General features: G+C 71.7%; 18 protein-coding genes and 1 pseudogene. 15 read left to right on the top strand and 4 right to left on the bottom strand.

All coding sequences use genetic code 11. The annotated features are described in order from the left end of the window. The first annotated feature begins 63 nt into the window (after nt 1-63). The 8 genes from tatA (at nt 64) to ACGFRF_RS17205 (ending at nt 9,372) form a co-directional block, all read left to right on the top strand. Nucleotides 64-342, top strand: a complete 279-nt coding sequence (gene tatA / locus ACGFRF_RS17240; protein ID WP_393740619.1) for a Sec-independent protein translocase subunit TatA — start codon at nt 64-66, stop codon at nt 340-342. Between the two features lie 47 nt (nt 343-389). Next, nucleotides 390-1,343, top strand: coding sequence for a twin-arginine translocase subunit TatC (gene tatC / locus ACGFRF_RS17235; RefSeq protein ID WP_393740618.1), 954 nt, complete (start codon nt 390-392; stop codon nt 1,341-1,343). A gap of 84 nt (nt 1,344-1,427) precedes the next feature. Beyond that, nucleotides 1,428-4,280, top strand: a complete 2,853-nt coding sequence (locus ACGFRF_RS17230; protein WP_393740876.1) for a DEAD/DEAH box helicase — start codon at nt 1,428-1,430, stop codon at nt 4,278-4,280. A gap of 478 nt (nt 4,281-4,758) precedes the next feature. Then, on the top strand, nt 4,759-6,429 hold the full coding sequence (locus ACGFRF_RS17225) for a sensor histidine kinase (protein ID WP_393740616.1): 1,671 nt from the start codon (nt 4,759-4,761) through the stop codon (nt 6,427-6,429). Then, nucleotides 6,426-6,830: a roadblock/LC7 domain-containing protein gene (locus ACGFRF_RS17220; protein WP_393740614.1), complete on the top strand. Its 405-nt coding sequence runs from the start codon at nt 6,426-6,428 to the stop codon at nt 6,828-6,830. The genes ACGFRF_RS17225 and ACGFRF_RS17220 overlap by 4 nt, the downstream gene beginning before the upstream one ends. Continuing rightward, nucleotides 6,827-7,243, top strand: a complete 417-nt coding sequence (locus ACGFRF_RS17215; RefSeq protein WP_393740613.1) for a DUF742 domain-containing protein — start codon at nt 6,827-6,829, stop codon at nt 7,241-7,243. The genes ACGFRF_RS17220 and ACGFRF_RS17215 overlap by 4 nt, the downstream gene beginning before the upstream one ends. Further along, entirely contained in the window at nt 7,224-7,844 is a 621-nt protein-coding gene (locus tag ACGFRF_RS17210; RefSeq protein WP_393740611.1) for an ATP/GTP-binding protein, read from the top strand. Before ACGFRF_RS17215 ends, ACGFRF_RS17210 begins: the two co-directional genes overlap by 20 nt. 46 nt (nt 7,845-7,890) lie before the next feature. Beyond that, nucleotides 7,891-9,372, top strand: a complete 1,482-nt coding sequence (locus tag ACGFRF_RS17205; protein ID WP_393740609.1) for a cytochrome P450 — start codon at nt 7,891-7,893, stop codon at nt 9,370-9,372. A 7-nt stretch (nt 9,373-9,379) separates the two neighbouring features. On the opposite strand, the gene ACGFRF_RS17200 is transcribed toward ACGFRF_RS17205, so the two are convergent. Beyond that, nucleotides 9,380-10,330 (bottom strand): RluA family pseudouridine synthase, encoded by a 951-nt coding sequence (locus ACGFRF_RS17200; protein ID WP_393740607.1) that lies wholly within the window; start codon nt 10,328-10,330, stop codon nt 9,380-9,382. Between the two features lie 65 nt (nt 10,331-10,395). On the opposite strand from ACGFRF_RS17200, the gene ACGFRF_RS17195 reads away from it, so the two are divergent. Both ACGFRF_RS17195 and ACGFRF_RS17190 read left to right on the top strand, forming a co-directional pair. Continuing rightward, a complete protein-coding gene (locus ACGFRF_RS17195) occupies nt 10,396-10,977 on the top strand; it encodes a GNAT family N-acetyltransferase (RefSeq protein ID WP_393740605.1) in 582 nt (193 codons plus the stop codon). A 12-nt stretch (nt 10,978-10,989) separates the two neighbouring features. Beyond that, nucleotides 10,990-11,928 (top strand): 5'-nucleotidase, encoded by a 939-nt coding sequence (locus ACGFRF_RS17190; protein WP_393740603.1) that lies wholly within the window; start codon nt 10,990-10,992, stop codon nt 11,926-11,928. 65 nt (nt 11,929-11,993) lie between these two features. Here ACGFRF_RS17190 and ACGFRF_RS17185 read toward each other — a convergent pair whose 3' ends face one another. Next, on the bottom strand, nt 11,994-12,839 hold the full coding sequence (locus ACGFRF_RS17185; protein ID WP_393740601.1) for a siderophore-interacting protein: 846 nt from the start codon (nt 12,837-12,839) through the stop codon (nt 11,994-11,996). Nucleotides 12,840-12,952: 113 nt separating this feature from the next. Further along, complete coding sequence (locus ACGFRF_RS17180) at nt 12,953-13,873, bottom strand: 5'-3' exonuclease H3TH domain-containing protein (protein WP_393740599.1); 921 nt, start codon at nt 13,871-13,873, stop codon at nt 12,953-12,955. A 210-nt stretch (nt 13,874-14,083) separates the two neighbouring features. Between ACGFRF_RS17180 and ACGFRF_RS17175 the strand changes: the two genes are divergently transcribed. The 4 genes from ACGFRF_RS17175 (at nt 14,084) to ACGFRF_RS17160 (ending at nt 18,754) form a co-directional block, all read left to right on the top strand. After that, nucleotides 14,084-15,160, top strand: coding sequence for a glycine betaine/L-proline ABC transporter ATP-binding protein (locus tag ACGFRF_RS17175; protein ID WP_393740597.1), 1,077 nt, complete (start codon nt 14,084-14,086; stop codon nt 15,158-15,160). After that, nucleotides 15,153-16,964 (top strand): ABC transporter permease/substrate binding protein, encoded by a 1,812-nt coding sequence (locus tag ACGFRF_RS17170; protein WP_393740595.1) that lies wholly within the window; start codon nt 15,153-15,155, stop codon nt 16,962-16,964. The genes ACGFRF_RS17175 and ACGFRF_RS17170 overlap by 8 nt, the downstream gene beginning before the upstream one ends. A gap of 382 nt (nt 16,965-17,346) precedes the next feature. Further along, on the top strand, nt 17,347-17,919 hold the full coding sequence (locus ACGFRF_RS17165; protein WP_393740593.1) for a helix-turn-helix domain-containing protein: 573 nt from the start codon (nt 17,347-17,349) through the stop codon (nt 17,917-17,919). 130 nt (nt 17,920-18,049) lie between these two features. Further along, nucleotides 18,050-18,754, top strand: a complete 705-nt coding sequence (locus ACGFRF_RS17160) for a helical backbone metal receptor (RefSeq protein ID WP_393740874.1) — start codon at nt 18,050-18,052, stop codon at nt 18,752-18,754. Here the strand turns inward: ACGFRF_RS17160 and ACGFRF_RS17155 are convergent. Next, nucleotides 18,726-18,972 (bottom strand): annotated as a pseudogene (locus ACGFRF_RS17155) (C4-dicarboxylate ABC transporter); the annotation flags it as partial. The gene ACGFRF_RS17160 and the pseudogene ACGFRF_RS17155 overlap by 29 nt on opposite strands. A 171-nt stretch (nt 18,973-19,143) precedes the next feature. Between ACGFRF_RS17155 and ACGFRF_RS17150 the strand changes: the two are divergent. Then, nucleotides 19,144-20,097, top strand: a complete 954-nt coding sequence (locus ACGFRF_RS17150; protein WP_393740591.1) for a LysR family transcriptional regulator — start codon at nt 19,144-19,146, stop codon at nt 20,095-20,097. The last annotated feature ends 286 nt before the right edge of the window (nt 20,098-20,383 follow it).

The following is a 20,383-nucleotide window of genomic DNA, read 5'->3' as shown; positions in this document are numbered from 1 at the left end:
ACACATGTCCGACTGGTCCGACAGCATCCCACCCCAGCCGCCTCGGTGAGAAGGTAAAGACTTATGTTCGGAAGGCTCGGAGCCCCCGAGATCATTCTCATCCTCGTCGTCATCATCCTGCTGTTCGGCGCGAAGAAGCTTCCGGACATGGCCCGCTCGCTCGGCAAGTCCGCGCGCATCCTCAAGAGCGAGGCCAAGGCGATGAAGGAAGACGGCAACTCCTCCGCCCAGGCCCCGGCCTCCAATGAGCAGCCCCCGGCCCAGCGCACCATCCAGGCGGCCCCCGGCGACGTGACCAGCTCGCGGCCGGTCAACGAGCCGACGGACACCACCCAGCGCTGACGCAGGGCCGGAAGCCCCCGGCCTGCCGCACGAGATGAGGACGTGGGTTGCCCAAGTCTGCCCGCAAGAAGGAGAGAGATCCCGAGGGGCGGATGCCCCTCGCGGATCACCTTCGTGAGCTGCGCAACCGGCTCGCGAAGGCGATGCTGGCCATCGTCGTCGTGACGGTGGTCGCCGCCTTCTTCTACAACGACATCATCAACTTCCTGACCAAGCCGATCCTCGACTCGATCGGCTGCGACCAGACCTTCTCGGAACTGGCCAGGTCCACGCAGAAGTCACACAAGTGCGCGCAGATCACGATCAACGGTCTGCTCGCCCCCTTCACGCTCGCCCTGCAGGTGTCCCTGACGGCCGGCGTCGTGTTCGCCTCGCCGATCTGGCTCTACCAGCTGTGGGCCTTCGTCGCGCCGGGGCTGCACCGGCACGAGAAGAAGTACGCCTACGCCTTCGTCTTCACCGGCGCCCCGCTGTTCCTCGGCGGCGCCTTCTTCGCGTACAGGGTGCTGCCCACCACCGCGAAGGTGCTGATCGACTTCACACCGAACGGCAGCATCGCCAACCTGCTGCCGCTGGACGACCTGCTCCAGCTGGTCACGCGCATGGTGGTCGTCTTCGGCCTCTCCTTCGAGCTGCCACTGCTGCTGATCATGCTCAATCTCACCGGAGTGCTGACCGGCAGCCGGATGCTCGGCTGGTGGCGGGCGATGATCCTCGGCATCACGGTCTTCGCGGCCGTCGCGACGCCGAGCACGGACCCGCTCTCCATGCTGGCGCTGGCCGGACCGATCTGGGTGCTGTACTTCGCGGCGGTCGCCTTCTCGCTGCTCAACGACAAGCGCAAGCGGCGTCGCGAGGCCGAGGGCCCCGCCGACGACGAGGCCTCCGAGCTGGACCTCACCCCCGAGGACATCGGCGAGATCGAGACCGTGGCGGCCAGCCGCGCGCTGCCCGAACAGGCGAGCACGGACCGGGTCAACGGCTACGACGACGTGACCTGATCGTCCACCGAGCCGCTCTGCGATGCCCTCGTCCCCCGGGGACGGGGGCATTCGTGTGCGGGCGATCAGCCCATGTTCCGGATAATGATCGTCCTGTTGTCAGTGGGGCCCGGTACGCTCGAAAGCACGATGACAGAGGATCTCTCACCGGCCGAGCGGTACGCGGCAGCCCGCAGGCGGGCAGCCGAGCAGGCCACCGCGCTCGCGTCCTTCCGCGAGATGTACGACTTCGGCCTCGACCCCTTCCAGATCGAGGCCTGCCGGGCCCTCGAGGCCGGCAAGGGCGTGCTGGTGGCCGCCCCCACCGGCTCGGGCAAGACGATCGTGGGCGAGTTCGCCGTCCACCTCGCCTTCCAGCAGGGCAAGAAGTGCTTCTACACGACCCCCATCAAGGCGCTGTCGAACCAGAAGTACGCCGACCTGTGCCGCCGGTACGGCGCCGACAAGGTCGGCCTGCTCACCGGCGACAACAGCGTGAACTCCGACGCCCCGGTGGTCGTGATGACCACCGAGGTGCTGCGGAACATGCTGTACGCGGGCTCGCAGACCCTCCTCGGCCTCGGCTACGTGGTCATGGACGAGGTGCACTACCTCTCCGACCGCTTCCGCGGTGCCGTCTGGGAGGAAGTGATCATCCACCTGCCCGAGTCGGTGACCCTGGTGTCGCTCTCCGCCACCGTGTCCAACGCCGAGGAGTTCGGTGACTGGCTGGACACCGTCCGCGGCGACACCGAGGTGATCGTCTCCGAGCACCGGCCCGTGCCGCTGTTCCAGCACGTGCTCGCCGGACGCCGGATGTACGACCTGTTCGAGGAGGGAGAGGGCCACAAGAAGGCCGTCAACCCCGACCTCGTCCGCCTGGCCCGCATGGAGGCCACCCGGCCGTCGTTCCAGGACCGCCGGCGCGGCCGGTCGATGCGCGAGGCCGACCGGGAGCGGGAGCGCAGACAGCGCTCGCGCGTGTGGACGCCGGGCCGGCCCGAGGTCATCGAGCGCCTCGACTCCGAGGGCCTGCTGCCCGCCATCACCTTCATCTTCAGCCGCGCCGCCTGCGAGGCCGCCGTCCAGCAGTGCCTGTACGCGGGCCTCAGGCTCAACGACGAGGAGGCCCGGGAACAGGTCCGTGCCCTGGTCGAGGAGCGCACCGCCTCCATCCCGCCGGAGGATCTGCACGTCCTCGGCTACTACGAGTGGCTGGAGGGCCTGGAGCGCGGCATCGCCGCCCACCACGCGGGCATGCTGCCGACCTTCAAGGAGGTCGTCGAGGAGCTGTTCGTGCGCGGCCTGGTCAAGGCCGTGTTCGCCACCGAGACCCTCGCGCTCGGCATCAACATGCCCGCCCGCTCGGTGGTGCTGGAGAAGCTCGTCAAGTGGAACGGCGAGCAGCACGCCGACATCACCCCCGGCGAGTACACCCAGCTGACCGGCCGTGCGGGCCGGCGGGGCATCGACATCGAGGGCCACGCCGTCGTGCTGTGGCAGCGCGGGATGAGCCCCGAGCACCTGGCCGGACTCGCGGGCACCCGCACGTACCCGCTGCGCTCCAGCTTCAAGCCGTCGTACAACATGGCGGTCAACCTGGTCGAGCAGTTCGGCCGGCACCGCTCGCGCGAGTTGCTGGAGACCTCCTTCGCGCAGTTCCAGGCGGACAAGTCGGTCGTCGGGATCTCCCGCCAGGTGCAGCGCAACGAGGAGGGCCTGGCCGGCTACAAGGCGTCCATGACCTGCCACCTCGGTGACTTCGAGGAGTACGCGCGGCTGCGCCGGGAGCTGAAGGACCGGGAGACCGAACTGGCCCGGCAGGGCGCCAGCCAGCGGCGGGCCGAGGCGGCCGTCGCCCTGGAGAAGCTCAAGCCGGGCGATGTCATCCACGTGCCGACCGGCAAGTACGCCGGCCTGGCCCTGGTGCTCGACCCCGGCCTGCCCGCCGGCCGGTCCAACGGCCACCGCGGCTTCGACCACCACGACGGTCCGCGCCCGCTGGTGCTCACCGCCGAACGGCAGGTCAAGCGGCTGGCGTCCATGGACTTCCCGGTACCGGTGGAGCCGCTGGACCGGATGCGGATCCCGAAGTCCTTCAATCCGCGTTCGCCGCAGTCCCGCCGGGACCTCGCCTCCGCGCTGCGCACCAAGGCCGGGCACATCCCGCCGGAGCGGGCCCGCAAGAAGCGTTCGCAGGCCGCCGACGACCGCGAGATCGCCCGGCTGCGGACCGCCATCCGGGCCCATCCCTGCCACGGCTGCAACGACCGTGAGGACCACGCGCGGTGGGCCGAGCGCTATCACCGGCTGCTGCGCGACACCTCGCAGCTGGAGCGGCGCATCGAGGGCCGCACGAACACCATCGCGCGCACCTTCGACCGGATCGTGGCCCTGCTGACCGAGCTGGACTACCTGCGCGGTGACGAGGTCACCGAGCACGGCAAACGCCTCGCGCGGCTGTACGGCGAACTCGACCTGCTGGCCAGTGAATGCCTGCGCGAGGGTGTCTGGGAGGGGCTGGCCCCCGCCGAACTGGCCGCGTGCGTCTCGGCGTTGGTGTACGAGGCGCGGGTCGGCGACGACGCGCTGGCGCCCAAGCTGCCCTCGGGCAAGGCGAAGGCCGCGCTCGGTGAGATGGTCCGGATCTGGGGCCGGCTCGACGCTCTGGAGGAGGAGTTCCGGATCAACCAGACCGAGGGGGTCGGGCAGCGCGAGCCGGATCTCGGCTTCGCCTGGGCCGCGTACATGTGGGCTACCGGGAAGGGGCTGGACGAGGTGCTGCGCGAGGCGGAGATGCCCGCGGGCGACTTCGTGCGGTGGTGCAAGCAGGTGATCGACGTGCTCGGCCAGATCTCGGCGGCGGCGCCGTACGAGGGGTCGACCGTGGCGAAGGCCGCGCGCAAGGCGGTCGATCAGTTGCTGCGGGGTGTCGTCGCCTACTCGTCGGTGGGATGACCTGACGTCCGGCGGGCGCGGGGCGTATGGGCCCCGCGCCCAGGCGGGCGCGCTCACCCGCGGTCTGGAAGCGGCCGTCGGCCGCCGTTGACGCGGACCCCCGCACGGGGGACGTGCGCGATCAGAGGGTGACGCCCCCGGAGGGGCCTCGTCCCGATGCTCGCCCGAGGGACCCTGAGGGACCTGTAACTCATCACGGTGAGTGACGTTCGCACGCCCGTACACCGTAACCGAACGTGTGCGAATGGCAGCGGCGCGTGTAAATGGAGTCGAGCGTACTCCCGTTGCGTGGGCGATTTCAGGTGCTTGCCGAATATGACACGGCGATGATCCGGTCGGACTAAGCTCGCCCGCGGCGCACCGAGTTGAGGTGAATTCGTGCGCCTGTTCCCAAACACCCGGAAGATCCCGTCAGTTCCATGAACCTTCCCCCCGAAAGCCCCGCCGACACCCAGCCGACTCGTCTCAGAAGGCATCCATGGTGAGTGTTCAGAAGCCTCCCGGTCGCCGTGAACGTCCCTACGCGCGCGTGCTGTTGCCGCCGGCCATAGTGATGGCCGCCGCGAGCGGAGCCGCCGTGGCCCTGGTACCGGCGTCGGCGCGCCTCGCCGTCGGCCTCTGCGGAGCGCTGGCCGTGCTGCTGGTCCTCGTCACGGGCGCGGAAGCCGCCCGCCGCGGCCGCAGGATCCGCGAGGCGCAGGCCGAACACGCCCGTCACACCGCGTACCTGGAACACCGGCTCGCCGCGCACGACGAGCTGATCAGCCGCTTCGCCTCCGACATCCTGCCCACCGGTCTGCTCCGGCTGCGCGCCGGAGAGCCGCTCCGGGACGTGCTGGTCAACGTCTACGACGTGGACCCCGTGCTGCGCGGCCTGCCCGAGTCGTACCGCGAGATGTTCCGCATCGCGCTGCGCGGCGCCGATCACGAGATCTCGATGCGCGACGCCACCGAACGCTCCTTCGTGAGCATCGCCCGCCGCGTCCAGGCCATCGTCCACCAACAGGCCGTGGAACTCCGGGAGATGGAGGAGGACCACGGCCGCAACCCCGAGGTCTTCGACGACCTGCTCCGACTCGACCACGGCACCTCGCTGATCGGCCGGCTCGCCGACACCATCGGCGTCCTCGGCGGCGGACGCCCCGGCCGCCAGTGGCCCCTGCCGGTCTCCCTCTACAGCGTGCTGCGGGGCGCCATGTCCCGCATCCTGGAGTACCGCCGCATCGAGCTGAGCTCCATCGTCACCATCAACATCAAGGGCACCGCCGTCGAGCCGGTCATCCACGCCGCGGCCGAACTCCTCGACAACGCCACCCGCTACTCGCCGCCCACGACCAAGGTGCACGTCACCGCCGCCGAGGTGCAGGCGGGCATCGCCGTCGAGATCGAGGACGCCGGCGTCAGCCTCACCGAGGAGTCCCGCGCCCGCATCGAGCAGATGATCGAGGACGCCAAGAACGGAGACGACGCGCAGAACCTCGGCGAGAACCCGCGTCTCGGCCTCGCCGTCGTCGGCAGGCTCTGCAAGCAGTTCGACATGGAGGTCTCGTTGCGCGCCTCCGCCTACGGCGGCGTCCGCGCGATCCTCATCATCCCGCGCGTCATGACCACCACCGAGCCCGGCGTCGGCGCCGCGCACGGCATCGGCGCCACCGGCGTACCGCAGCCCGAACTCGGCGCCGTCGAGGGCCCCAAGCGCCCGCCCAAGAAGCGCCGCCCCACCAGCCCCAAGATCCCCGCCGGGATCTCCATGGAGGACGACGTCCCCGAGGTCACCGAGTGGACCGCGGGCGGTCTGCCGCAGCGCCGCAGCCGGGTGAAGACCCCGCTCAGCCAGCGGATCGCCGAACAGGCCGCCATCGAGCGCGCCGAGCGCGAGGGCAGGCCGACCATCTGGTCCCAGACCAGGTCCGAACCGGAACCCGAGCCGGAGATCGACCCCGAGCGCAAGAAGCTCATGGACCGGCCGCCGGGCATGTGGATGGAGGCGTTCTGGGACGGCCTGCGGGAGGGCATGCCCGAGGACGCCACCGCGTCCGAACTGACCGACTTCACGCTCCACCCCACCAAGTACCTGCATCTGCTCAACGATTCGGCCGACCCCGCCGAGGGCGCCATCGAGGCCGACGACGAGGGGGACCTCAAGTGATCCAGCAGCGAGCGAACCTGGACTGGATGCTCAAGCAGCTGAACGACGGCGTGCCGGGCATCGAGATGATCGTGGTCCTCTCCGCCGACGGACTGCGCATCGCCCGCTACGGCGGCGACCCTGACGCCGCGGACCGCGTGGCCGCCGCCTGCGCGGGCGTACAGAGCCTGGCCGGCGCCATCATCCAGGAGATCCCCGGCGCCGGCGAGATGAAGGTCGTCGTCATCGAGATCGAGGGCGGCTACTTCTACCTGATGAACGCCGGCGCCAACGCCTACCTCGCCGTGCTCGCCGACGTCACCTGCGAGCCGGGCCGGATGAGCGGCATGATGCGCGACCTCGTCGTCCGGATCGGCGCCCATCTCACCAGTCCGCCCCGGCGGAACGGGCAGACCGTATGACTCCTCCACGACGCAAACGGCGCCAGCCGCGGCAACTGCCGCCCCCTCCTCCACCGCCCCCCAAACCGGCGAACGGCGAGCAGCCGCCCAGGAACCCCGAGCGGCTGTACACCATCGCCGGATCCGCCGACGGCGGCCGGGCCGAACTCGACCTCGTCACCTTGATCGTGGCGCGTTCCGCGCCGCCGCCGGCCGCCTCACCGGAGCAGGCGGCAGTGCTCCGGCTCTGTACCGCCCCCCTGTCCGTCGCCGAACTGTCGGCCTATCTCCAACTGCCGTTCAGCGCGATGACCGTACTGATCACCGAGCTGATCACGACGGAACTGGTGCAGGCGCGCGCCCCGATCGTGCGCCAGGCGGTCCCCGACCGTTCCCTCCTCGAAGCGGTGATGCATGGACTTCAACGGCTCTGACACCCTCCCCGGCCCGCGCACCGAGGACCATCTGCCGCACACGGCCCAGGCCGCGGTGAAGATCGTGATCGTGGGCGGGTTCGGCGTCGGCAAGACCACCATGGTCGGTTCCGTCAGCGAGATCAGACCGCTGACCACCGAGGAGACCATGACCCAGGCCGGCATCGGCGTCGACGACAACTACGGTTCCGACTCCAAGACCGCCACCACCGTGGCCATGGACTTCGGCCGCATCAGCATCACCGACAAGCTGGTGCTCTACCTCTTCGGCACCCCCGGCCAGGAGCGCTTCTGGTTCCTGTGGAACGGCCTGTTCGAGGGCGCCCTCGGCGCGGTCGTCCTGGTCGACACCCGGCGCCTGGAAGTCAGCTTCGACGTCATGGGCCGGCTGGAGGAGCGCGGCGTGCCCTTCGTCGTCGCCGTCAACTCCTTCCCCGACGCGCCCCGTTACCCGATCGAGGAACTGCGCACCGCGCTGGACCTGGCCCCCGAGATCCCGATCATCGACTGCGATGTGCGCCGCCGGGCCTCCAGCAAGGACGTACTGATGACCCTCATGAGCTTCCTGCACTCCCTCGCCCTGTCCGGCGCCCTCACCTGACCCGCGGCCGACCGACCCCACACCATCCGCTTCCGGAGCGATCACTGTGACGCCTGAATCCTCCTCCCTCACCGGCACGGACCCCACTGCCGGCCCGCCGCCGGGCTGCCCGGCGCACGGCCTCGGGCCCGGCGGACTGCACCGGCTCTACGGCCCCGACGCGGCGGACCTCGGCGACCTCTACGAGCGCCTGCGCGAGCAGCACGGCCCGGTGGCGCCGGTGCTGCTCCACGACGACGTGCCGATGTGGGTGGTGCTCGGACACGCCGAGAACCTGCAACTGGTGCGCAGCCCCTCGCAGTACACCCGCGACAGCCGGATCTGGACCCCGCTGGTGGAGGGCAGTGTCAAGCCCGACCACCCGCTCATGCCGCACATCGCCTGGCAGCCCATCTGCTCCCACGTCGAGGGCGACGAGCACCAGCGGCTGCGGGCCGCGGTCACCGCGGCCATGTCCACCATCGACCACCGCAGCGTCCGCCGGCACATCGGCCGCCACACCCAGGGCCTGGTCAACAGCTTCTGCGGGCGGGGCCGGGCCGACCTGGTCTCCCAGTTCGCCGAGCACCTGCCGATGGCCGTCATGTGCGAGATCCTCGGCATGGCCGAGGAGTACAACGACCGGATGGTGCACGCCGCCCGTGACGCCCTCAAGGGCAGCGAGACCGCCATCCAGAGCCACACGTACGTGATGGACGCGCTCAGCCGGCTCACCACCCGGCGCCGCGCCCGGCCCGAGGACGACTTCACCAGTCACCTCATCACCCACCCGGCCGGTCTCTCCGACGACGAGGTCCGCGAACACCTGCGCCTCGTCCTCTTCGCGGCCTACGAGGCCACCGCCAACCTCCTCGCCAACGCGCTGCGCGTGGTCCTCACCGAGCCGGGCTTCCGCGCCCAGCTCAACGGCGGCCAGATGACCGTGCCGGAGGCGATCGAGCAGTCCCTGTGGGACGAGCCGCCGTTCAGCACCGTCTTCGGCTACTACGCCAAGCAGGACACCGAACTGGGCGGACGGCAGATCCGCAAGGGCGACGGGCTGCTGTTCGCCCCCGCGCCGGGCAACCTCGACCCGCGCATCCGCCCGGACCTGTCGGCCAGCATGCAGGGCAACCGCTCCCACCTGGCCTTCGGCGGCGGCCCGCACGAGTGCCCGGGCCAGGACATCGGCCGCGCCATCGCCGACGTCGGTGTCGACGCCCTGCTGACCCGGCTTCCGGACATCCAGCTCGCCTGCGCGGAAGAGGAGTTGCGCTGGCGGGCGTCCATCGCCTCCCGGCACCTGGTGGCCCTGCCGGTACGCTTCGAGCCCAAGCCGCAGCAGGACGTCGACCTCCCGCCCCGGCCCATGCCCCTGCCATCGCAGCGCGCCAACTGGCAGGTCGGCACCCTGAGCAGCGATCCCGCGCGGGCCGCCGGCCCGCAGTCGGCCCCGCTCCCGGCGCCCGAACCCGTCCTCGCGAGCCCGGTACCCGCCCGCCCCACGGGTGTCTGGCAGCGCCTGCTGCGCTGGTGGCGCGGCGAGTGACCGGAGGCTATCCCTCGCCCGCCCAGCTGTCGTACGACGACCAGGCCTGGAGCACGCGCCCGCTGACGAACGCGTGCTCCGCCCCGGTGACCGGATCGGTGAACTCAAGCCTCCGCGCGAGCAGTTGCAGCGGACGCCGGAAGTGACCGGCCGGCACCGGGCCGGTCACCTCCGGATACAGCGGGTCGCCGAGGATGGGCACGCCGAGCGCGTTCAGATGCACCCGCAGCTGATGGGTCTGCCCGGTCGCCGGGACGAGCCGGTACCGGCCCAGCCGGTCCCGGTGCCCGGCCGGTTCCACGTACGTCTCGGCGTTCGGCTCGCCCTCGACCTCACGCGCGGCCAGCACCCCGCGCTCCTTCACGATCCTGCTGCGCACGGTCCGGGGGAGGTCGAGCGAGGGGTCGTACGGCGCGATCGCCTCGTACTCCTTGCGCACCAGCCGGTCCCGGAACAGCGTCTGGTACGCGCCGCGTTCCTCGGGCCGCACCGTGAACAGCACCAGCCCAGCCGTCAGCCGGTCCAGGCGGTGGGCGGCCGTCAGCGTCGGGATGCCCAGCTCGCGCCGCAGCCGGGCCAGCGCGGTCTCGGCGACATGCGTGCCGCGCGGGGTCGTGGCCAGGAAGTGCGGCTTGTCGGCCACGACGATGTGCGCGTCCCGGTACACCACCTCCACCGGGAAGGGCACCGGCACCTCGGCGGGCAGCTCGCGGTGGAACCACACGAACATCCCCGGCTCGTACGGCGCGTCCGGCGCCACCGGCCGTCCGTCGGCGCCGATGACCAGCCCGGCGTGGAACATCTCCTCGACCACTCCGGGGCCTGCCCCCGTCAGCCGCTCCACCAGGTGCTCCCGCACGGTGGCCCACGCCCCGCCCACGGGCAGCCGCACCCGCACGGGGTCCACCCCTTCGCGCTGGGGGAGCGGGGCGGGCGGGGGCGGGGTACGGCGTCTCATCGAGGTCAAGCGTACGAGGCCGAAAGGGGTGGGCCGCCGGCCGCGCACTCGGCATGATGTGGATCATGCCGTTTCTCATCAGCCCGGTGCTGACCCCCGGAGCCCTCGCCCGCACCCCGCAACCCACCCTCCCCACCGGTGACGGTCTGCTGCTGCGCCCCTGGCGGGCCGAGGACGCACCCGCCGTGCATGCCGCTTTCCAGGACCGGCTGATTCACCAGTGGCACGTCAGGTCCTGCGACTCCGTGGAGGAGGCCGCCGGCTGGATCGCGCAGTGGCAGCAGGCCTGGAAGGACGAGAGTCAGGTCCAGTGGGCCGTCGTGGACGAGGAGACGGACGAACTGCTGGGCCGGGTCGCGCTGCGCCAGATCCTGCTCGGCGACGGCGTCGCCGAGGTCGCGTACTGGACGGTGGCGCGGTCGCGCGGGCGGGGCGTCGCGTTCCGGGCCACCACCACCCTGACCCACTGGGCCTTCGAGGAGATCGGCTTCCACCGCCTGGAACTCTTCCACGCGACCGCCAACGAAGCCTCCTGCCGTGTCGCCGCCAAGGCGGGCTTCACGCTGGAGGGCACCAAGCGCAGCGCCCTGCTCCACCCGGACGGCTGGCACGACATGCACTTCCACGCGCGCGTGCACGGCGACTGACGGGATACGCGCATGCCTGCCTACGAACTCGCCGGCCGACTCGTCATCGGTGTCGCGTCCAGCGCCCTGTTCGACCTGCGGGAGTCGGACGCGGTCTTCCGGGAGCAGGGCGAGGAGGCCTACCGGGCCTACCAGGAAGAGAACATGGACCACACGCTCCGGCCGGGGGTCGCCTTCCCCTTCATCCGGAGGCTGCTGTCGCTGAACGACCTGAGCGACCCCGGGGACCCGCTCGTCGAGGTCATCATCCTCTCCCGCAACGACCCCGACACCGGCCTGCGGGTCATGCGGTCGATCCAGGCCCACGGCCTGCCGATCAGCCGGGCCGTCTTCCGGCAGGGACGCTCGCCGTACCCGTTCATGACGGCGCTGAACATGTCCCTGTTCCTGTCCGCCGACGGCCGCGACGTGCGCGAGGCCGTCGCCGCCGGGCTGCCGGCCGGACATGTGCTCGGTTCGGCCTACGCGGACGACCCCACCGACCGGGACCTGCGGATCGCCTTCGACTTCGACGGCGTGCTCGCCGGCGATGCCGCGGAGCGGGTGTACCAGTCCGGCGGTCTGGAGGAGTTCCGCGCGCACGAGGCCCGGAACGCGGCGACCCCGCACGATCCCGGACCGCTGCGCGAGTTCCTCGCCGGTGTGAACCGGATACAGCGGCGCGAGGAGGAGCGGCGCAAGAGCGACCCCGGCTACGAGATCCGCGTCCACGTCTCCATCGTGACCGCGCGCAACGCCCCCGCGCACGAGCGTGCGGTGCGCAGCCTCAAGCAGTGGGGGGTGCGCGTCAACGACGCCTTCTTCCTCGGCGGCATCGACAAGGGCGCGGTCATGAAGGTGCTGAACCCGCACATCTTCTTCGACGACCAGGTGACCCACCTGGAGAGCACGTCCCGCACCACACCCAGCGTGCACGTCCCGTTCGGCGAGATCAACGAGACGGCGCCCTGAGGGCGATGCCCACAGCGGGCAAAGCCGCGGCGACCCCGGCCGGGGCCGCCGCCGCTTCGGCGTTCTCAGGCGGCCGCCGCGCCGCCCTCCTGCTCCGCCTCGATACGGGCGTTCCACTCCCGCTTGGAGGCCTGCCAGCCGTCCTCGTTGTGGCCGAGGCGCCAGTAGCCGGAGATGGACAGGTCCTCGCGCGGGATCTGCAGCTCGACGCGCAGCAGCCGGCGCAGCTCCTTCACGAAACTCGCCTCGCCGTGCACGAACGCGTGCAGCCGGCCCTCCGGGAACTCCAGCGCTCGTACGGCCTCCCGCAGAGCCTCGCCGACCGGGCGGTCCCCGCGGTGCAGCCAGACGACCTCCACCTCGGAGTCGATCTTCTGCTCCTCCTCGGGACCCGACACCTCGACGAAGGCGTGCGCGCGGGCGCCGGCGGGCAGCGTCTCCAGGGCGCGGGCGATCGCGGGCAGCGCGCTCTCGTCACCGGCGAGCAGATGCCAGTCGGCGTCCGGATCGGGCGCGTAGGCGCCGCCGGGACCCATGAAGCGGACCGTCTCCCCGGGCTGTGCGCGCAGGGCCCACGGTCCGGCCAGGCCCTCGTCGCCGTGGATCACGAAGTCCAGGGTCAGCTCCTGGTGCTCGGGGTCCCAGGCGCGCACGGTGTAGGTCCGGGTCACCGGCCAGTGCTCGCGCGGGGACTCCGCCCGGATCCGCTCCAGGTCGAAGGGCTCCGGGTAGGTCACGCCCGGGGGGCCGAACAGCAGCTTCACATAGTGGTCGGTGCAGGTGTCCGCCGCGAATCCGGTGAGCCCGTCGCCGCCGAGCACCACCCGCTGCATGTGCGGGGTGAGTCGTTCGGTCCGCACCACCTGGGCAGTACGGGGCTTGCGCGGCTTTCGTCCCGGGCGCTCTGCCATCACGGCCTCCTGCGAAGTCGGTAAGGTTTACCTAAGTTAGCACCTCGCTCCGCGTCGACACCCCTGCCCTGAAGGCTCCTGGACAGCCCTTTGCCGGAATATTCCGGTCGAGCTCACTCGGCCAGCGTGCCGAGCAGCCGCTGCAGGGAGCCGCCGAGCCCCCACCGCTTCGCCAGATCCTCCAGTGCCGCCGGGTCCCGCGGGGTGTGCGGCAGGGCGGTGTCGACGTCCGGCAGCGGCACGTCACCGGCCACCCGCACCACCTTCGGCGCGACCGCGACGTACGGCCGGGCCTCGGTCAGCCGCTTGCGCTGCGACGGCGTGAGCTTCGCCCGCGGGTCGTCGACCGCCGCCATGATCCCGGCCAGGTCACCGAACTCGGCGAGCAGCTTGGCGGCCGTCTTCTCGCCGATGCCGGCCACGCCCGGCAGGCCGTCGCTCGGGTCGCCGCGCAGCAGCGCGAGATCCGCGTACCCGCGCCCGTCGACCCCATACTTCTCGCGCAGCACCGCCTCGTCGGTCAGCTGCAGCGTGCCGACGCCCTTGAGCGGGTACAGCACGCGGATTTCGCGCTCGTCGTCGACCAGCTGGTACAGGTCGCGGTCGCCGGTGACGATGTCCACCGGGCCGTCCGCGTGCGCGGCGAACGTACCGATCACATCGTCCGCCTCGTACCCCGCGACCCCGACGCGCGCGATCCCGATCGCGTCCAGCACGTCCTCGATGACCGGCACCTGCGGCGAGAGCGTGTCCGGCACCTCCTCCTCGTCCGGTGCGCCCTCGTGCTCCTCGGCGACCCGGTGCGCCTTGTAGGTGGGGATGAGGTCCACCCGCCACTGCGGCCGCCAGTCGGCGTCCATACAGGCCACCAGCTTCTGCGGCCGGTGGTCCTTGACCAGCCGGTCGATGAAGTCCAGCAGCCCGCGCACGGCGTTCACCGGCGTACCGTCCGGGGCCTTCACGGAGTCCGGCACGCCGAAGTAGGCGCGGAAGTACAGCGAAGCGGTGTCGAGGAGCATCAGTCGTCCGTTCACGCTCGCATCATGCCGTACGGCACCGACAGTGACCTCCTGACCTTCAGTGCCGGAACGGGTTGCGTGATGCGCATCGCCATGAGCCCGGCCACTTGCGGGTTTGCCCCGGTCCGACCTGGGGAGGCGCCGCCTCGGAGCGAGGGTGGTTGCTCTTTTCAACTGTCGGCGACTCTTCGTCTCCTGTCCTGTCCCCGAGACGAAGAGGTACGCGTGCAACCGAGGCTTGAGGCGGAGCACCTGTTCAAGGTGTTCGGCAGACGACCGGACGAAGCAGTGGAACGCCTGCGGCAGGGAGCCGACCGGGAGGAGCTGCGCGCCGACGGCACCACCGCCGCCGTGATCGACGCGTCCTTCCGGGTCGAGGCGGGCGAGATCTTCGTCGTCATGGGACTGTCGGGCTCCGGCAAGTCCACCCTGCTGCGCATGCTCAACGGCCTGCTGGAGCCGACCGCCGGCCGTGTGCGCTTCGACGGGCAGGACCTCACCGCGCTCACCGACCGCGCGCTGCGCGAGCTGCGCTCGAGGAAGATCAGCATGGTCTTCCAGCACTTCGCCCTCTTCCCGCACCGCAGCGTCCGCGACAACGCCGCCTACGGCCTGGACGTGCAGGGCGTGCCCCGCGCCGAGCGCGAGCGCCGCGCCGACGAGGCGCTCGCCCTGTGCGGCCTGGCCGGCTGGGAGAGGTCCTGGCCCGACGAGCTGTCGGGCGGCATGCAGCAGCGTGTCGGCCTCGCCCGCGCCCTCGCCACCGACGCCGACCTGCTGCTGATGGACGAGTCCTTCAGCGCCCTGGACCCGCTGATCCGCCGGGACATGCAGGACCAGCTCCTGGAACTGCAGAAGACCCTGAAGAAGACCATCGTCTTCATCACCCACGACCTCAACGAGGCCATGCGGCTCGGCGACCGCATCGCCGTCATGCGTGACGGCCGTATCGTCCAGACCGGCACCGCCGAGGACATCCTGCTGCGCCCCGCGAACGACTACGTGGCCTCCTTCATCCAGGACGTCGACCGCTCCCGCGTGCTGACCGCCGCCGCCGTGATGGACACCGAGCTGCGCGGCGACGAGGCCGACTGCGGCTGCGAGACCGCGACCCCCGAGACCCCCTTCACCGAGCTGTGCGCGATCAGCGCGCGGCTCAGCCACCCGGTCGCCGTCCTCGACAGCGACCGCGCCCTCGTCGGTGTCGTACCCAGGCAGCGGCTGGTCGGCTTCATCGGCGACGAACAGGGCGAGACGACGGCCTGTGGCGACAACGGCGGGAAGGTGATCAGCCGTGCCTAGGATCCACCTCGGCGACTGGGTCGACTCCGGCGTGAACTGGCTGGTCGAACACCTCTCCTGGCTCTTCGACGCCGTCAAGGCGGTCATGGAGGGCATGTACGACGGCATCGACGCCGTGCTCACCGCACCCGAGCCGCTGCTGATGGCCGGCATCCTCGCCGTCGTCGCCTGGTGGCTGCGCGGCCTGCTCGCCGGTGTCCTCGCCTTCGCCGGCTTCGCGCTGGTCGACTCCCTCGACCTGTGGGACCGGGCCATGTCCACCCTCGCCCTGGTCCTCGTGGCGACCGTGATCGCCCTGGTGATCTCGCTCCCGCTGGGCATCTGGGCGGCCCGCTCCAAGGCGGTCAGCGCCGCCGTGCGGCCCGTGCTGGACCTGCTGCAGACGATGCCGTCGATGGTCCTGCTGATCCCGGCCATGCTCTTCTTCGGCCTCGGCACCGCCGCCGGCGTGGTCGCCACCCTGATCTTCGCGCTCGCCCCCGGCGTCCGCATGACCGAGCTGGGCATCCGCCAGGTCGACCCCGAACTGGTCGAGGCCGCCGAGGCGTTCGGCACCACCCCGCGCAACATCCTCTGGCGTGTCCAGCTGCCGCTCGCGCTGCCGACCGTCATGGCCGGCGTCAACCAGGTGATCATGCTGGGCCTGTCCATGGTCGTCATCGCCGGCATGGTCGGCACCGGCGGCCTCGGCGGCGCCGTCAACGAGGCCATCGGCCGGCTCGACATCGGCTACGGCTTCGAGGCGGGCGTCGGCATCGTCGTCCTCGCCATCTACCTGGACCGCGTCACCGGCGCACTCGGCACCCAGCTCTCCCCGCTGGGCCGCAGGGCCGCCGAGAAGGCCCGCACGCGCGCGTGGTCGTACCGCCCGCGCCCGGCCGTCGCCGTGGTCGGCGTGGTCGTCCTCGCCCTCGTCGCGGGCGGACTCGGGATCTTCGGCTCCTCCGGCACCTCCGAGGCCTCCGGCACGGACGTCGGCAAGGGCAAGGAGATCAGGATCGGCTACATCCCCTGGGACGAGGGCATCGCCTCCACCTTCCTGTGGAAGGAGATCCTCCAGGAGCGCGGCTTCAAGGTGACCACGACCCAGTACGCCGCGGGCCCCCTCTACACCGGCCTCGCCACCGGCCGGCTCGACTTCCAGACGGACTCCTGGCTGCCCACCACGCACGCCGAGTACTGGGCGAAGTACGGCAAGCAGCTCGACGACCTCGGCACGTGGTACGGCTCCACGTCCCTGGAGCTGACCGTGCCCTCCTATGTCAAGGACGTGAACTCCCTGGCGGACCTCGCGGACCATGCCCCGCAGTTCGGCGGGAAGATCGTCGGCATCGAGCCCAGCGCGGGCATGATGGGCCTGCTCAAGAGCAAGGTGCTGAAGAAGTACGGCCTCGAGGGCGCGTACGACGTGGTCGACGGCTCCACCCCGGCCATGCTCGCCGAGCTCAAGCGCGCCTACGCCAGGAAGCAGCCGGTCGTGGTCACCCTGTGGTCACCGCACTGGGCGTACAGCGACTACGGCCTGAAGAAGCTCAAGGACCCCGAGGGCGCCTGGGGCAAGGGCGACGGCGTGCACACCCTCGCCCGCAAGGGGTTCGCCGCCGACAACCCCCAGGTCGGCCGCTGGCTGAAGGACTTCTCGATGACCGAGAAGCAGCTGACGAGCCTGGAGGCGCGGATCCAGAAGGCCGGCGAGGGACGGGAGCAGGACGCCGTCCGCGCCTGGCTGAAGCAGCACCCCGGCCTGGTCGACACGTGGGCGCCGGTCGCCCAGCAGAGCGGCAGGAGCCAGGCGGCCGGGTGACCTGACCGCCCGGACCGCCACCCGAGGGGCGGGCGGCACCGTACGACGAGGCGCGTACGGCGCTGCCCGCCCCTCGTGGCGTTCCGCCTACGGGAGCAATTCGGCCAATCACCGTGCGTGATGACCCATGGCCTGCGGCGGGGTTCCCGGCCCAGTTCGTCGGCATATTCATCCTCGGCGGGGACCGGGTTCCGGAGGGGTCCGGACCCCCGGGGCTGGCGTGAACCGTGAGGGTGCGGGCCCGTGCGCATGTCAGGGATGTGACGGCCGCGTGAAACGGTTTGCCGAACATGCGTAGGGTGCAGAGAAGTCATCGGAAGAGGTGTGCCCCTCGGCGGGCACCCGGACAGCGGCACGACGAGCGAGGGAGGGAGCCGGAGCGATGGGCGACCACAAAGACCAGCAGCCCGTGCGGGTGGGCGCGGCCGTCCGGCGACGCCGCCGTGCGCTGGAACTGACCCTCGCGGTCGTGGCGGAGCGCACCGGCCTGTCGGTGCCCTTCCTCAGCCAGGTCGAGAACGACCGGGCCCGCCCCAGCCGCGGCTCCCTGGAGAAGCTGGCCGACGCCCTGCGCACCACGGCCGTCGAACTCCTCGCCGCCGCCGACCCCGCCGCCAGCGTGGACGTCGTCCGTGCCGAGCCCGTCGCCGAGGACGACTTCCGTCCCCGCACGCGCACCCTGGTGCGCGGCCATCATCAGCTGCACGCCTCCGAGTTCACCGGCGACCACGACGCCGGCCGCGAGTTCCAGCACCGCAACGACGAGCTGATGTACGTCGCCGACGGCGCCGTGGAGATCGAGGCCGAGGGCCGCGCCTACCGCCTCGGCCGCGGCGACACCCTGTACCTGACCGGCGGGGTACGGCACCGCTGGCGGGCCACGGTCCCCGACACCCGGATCATCGTGGTCGCGGTCGCCGAACACATCGAGGCCGTCCAGGACCGGTCCCGTTAGGCGCTCCGCGCGGGCGACAGGGGCGTGATGCGTCGTGGATCGTGTGCAAACCCGGCGTGGCCGGTCCCGGCCCGCGGCACAGCCGCATGCCGACCCGGCCCCGCGCCGCCTCGGGCCGCGGGTCGTCTCCCTGGTGCCGTCCCTCACCGAGGCGGTGGCCGAGACGCTGCCCGGAGCCCTCGTCGGCGCCACCGACTGGTGCAGTCGTCCGGCGGACCTGGACGTCCCCCGGATCGGCGGGACCAAGAACCCGGCCGTCGACCGCATCCTCGCCCTCGCCCCCGACCTGGTGATCGCGAACGAGGAGGAGAACCGGGCCGCCGACCTCGACGCCCTGCGCGCGGCGGGTCTCCAGGTGCTGGTCACCGAGGTGCGGAGCGTTCCGCAGGCCTTCGCCGAACTGGAGCGGGTGCTGGGCGCGTGCGGGGCATCGGGGCGCCCGCGCTGGCTGGACGCCGCCGAACAGGCCTGGACCGCGCTGCCGGAGCCGGCGGAGCGCACGACGGCGGTCGTACCGATCTGGCGCCGCCCCTGGATGGTCCTCGGCCGCGACACCTTCGCCGGTGACGTGCTGGCCCGCCTGGGCGTCGACCACCGCTACGCCGCCCACCCCGAGCGCTACCCCCGCGTCCCCCTGGAGGAGCTGCGCGCGGCCGCCCCGGACCTGGTGGTCCTCCCCGACGAGCCCTACCGCTTCACCGCCGACGACGGCCCGGAGGCCTTCCCGGGCCTGCCCTGCGCGCTGGTCAGCGGACGGCACCTGACCTGGTACGGCCCGTCGCTGACGCGGGCGCCACGGGTGCTGGCTACGGCCCTGCGAGCGGCTCGCCGTTGAGCAGGCCGCGTACGGTCCCGGTGGCGGCCGCGAGTCAGGCCGCGGCGAGCACGACGTACTGCCCTCCGGCCAGGGCCTCGTACCTGGCCAGTCCGGTGTGCCGGGCGAGCGCCGCCGCGCCGGTGACACAGGTGCCGACCGGGAAGGTGAACGCGCGTGCCCTGCCGCCGGGCGCGCACCACGTGCGAGGTCGCGAGTCCCCGCCACAGCGGCGCGAAGCGAGCCGACGACGGCGGTGCCCATGACGGAGGCGTACCAGTGGGGCCGAGGTGCCGGATCCGGGCGGCGCGGACAGGGGCTGGGCTGCGGTGACCATGACGTCACCGTCCCGTGGATGCCCGCCCGCCCTGACCAGGGAGTTCCCTTCTGCCCGGGCATAAGCTGTCCTTATGAGTGAGGCGGAGCGACAGCGAGAGCGCACGGAATCACTGGCACACCGGGTGCCGGACCTGGCCGCACTGGAGCTGCTGCTGGCGGTGGCGCGGCTGGGCAGCCTCGGTGCGGCGGCCCGGGAGGTCGGCATCACGCAGCCGGCCGCCAGCAGCCGGCTCCGCTCCATGGAGCGGCAGCTGGGCGTCGCCCTGGTCGACCGCTCGCCGCGCGGCTCCCGGCTCACCGACGCCGGCGCCCTCGTGACGGACTGGGCCCGCCGGGTGGTGGAGGCGGCGGCGGCCTTCGACGCGGGCGCGCGGGCGCTGCGGGACCGGCGCGACTCGCGCCTCAGGGTCGCGGCGAGCATGACCATCGCCGAGTATCTGCTGCCCGGCTGGCTCCTCGCGCTGCACGCCGAGCGCCCCGACACGGCCGTCTCGCTGCTCGCGGGCAACTCGACGAAGGTCGCGGAACTCCTGCTGTCCGGCGAGGCGGACCTCGGGTTCGTGGAGGGCCTGTCGGTGCCGCCCGGCCTGGACTCCGCGGTGATCGCCCACGACCGGCTGATCGTCGTCACTGCGCCCGGCCACCCGTGGGCCCGCCGCAGGCGCCCGCTGGCGGCGCAGGAACTGGCGGCGACCCCGCTCATCCTCCGGGAGCGCGGCTCCGGCACCCGCCAGGTCCTGGACGCGGCCCTCGGCGGCCTGGCCCGCCCGCTGATCGAACTGTCCTCGACGACGGCCGTGAAGGCCTCGGCGGTCAGCGGCGCGGGCCCCTCGGTCCTCAGCGAGCTGGCGGTGGGGGAGGAGCTGTCGCTGCGCCGGCTGGTCAGCATCCCGGTCGATGGTGTCGCCCTGCGCCGCGACCTGCGGGCGGTATGGCCCACGGGCCACCGCCCCACAGGCCCGGCCCGCGAACTACTCTCCCTGACCCGAGCCGGCACCATCCCACCCCCGACGCCAACGCCCTGACCCCGACGTCGACGGCAACTTCAGGGCCGCGACAAACGCCGGCCCCGCCCCAACGGCAACGGCAACGGCAACCTCCTCAGGGGCGCGGGGAACTGCGCGAAGGCCCACGACGGACCCGCACCCGGCTACCGGCAGAAGCCCCACGGCGCTGTTCCGCTCGGCCCCGCCGGCCAACGGCGACGGCAACCCGCTCAGGGGCGCGGGGAACTGCGCGAAGGCCCACGACGGACCCGCACCCGGCTACCGGCAGAAGCCCCACGGCGCTGTTCCGCTCGGCCCCGCCGGC

The organism is Streptomyces sp. NPDC048521, assembly GCF_043199855.1.
Taxonomy (GTDB): Bacteria; Actinomycetota; Actinomycetes; order Streptomycetales; family Streptomycetaceae; genus Streptomyces.
This window is presented reverse-complemented; position numbering and strand designations above follow the sequence as displayed.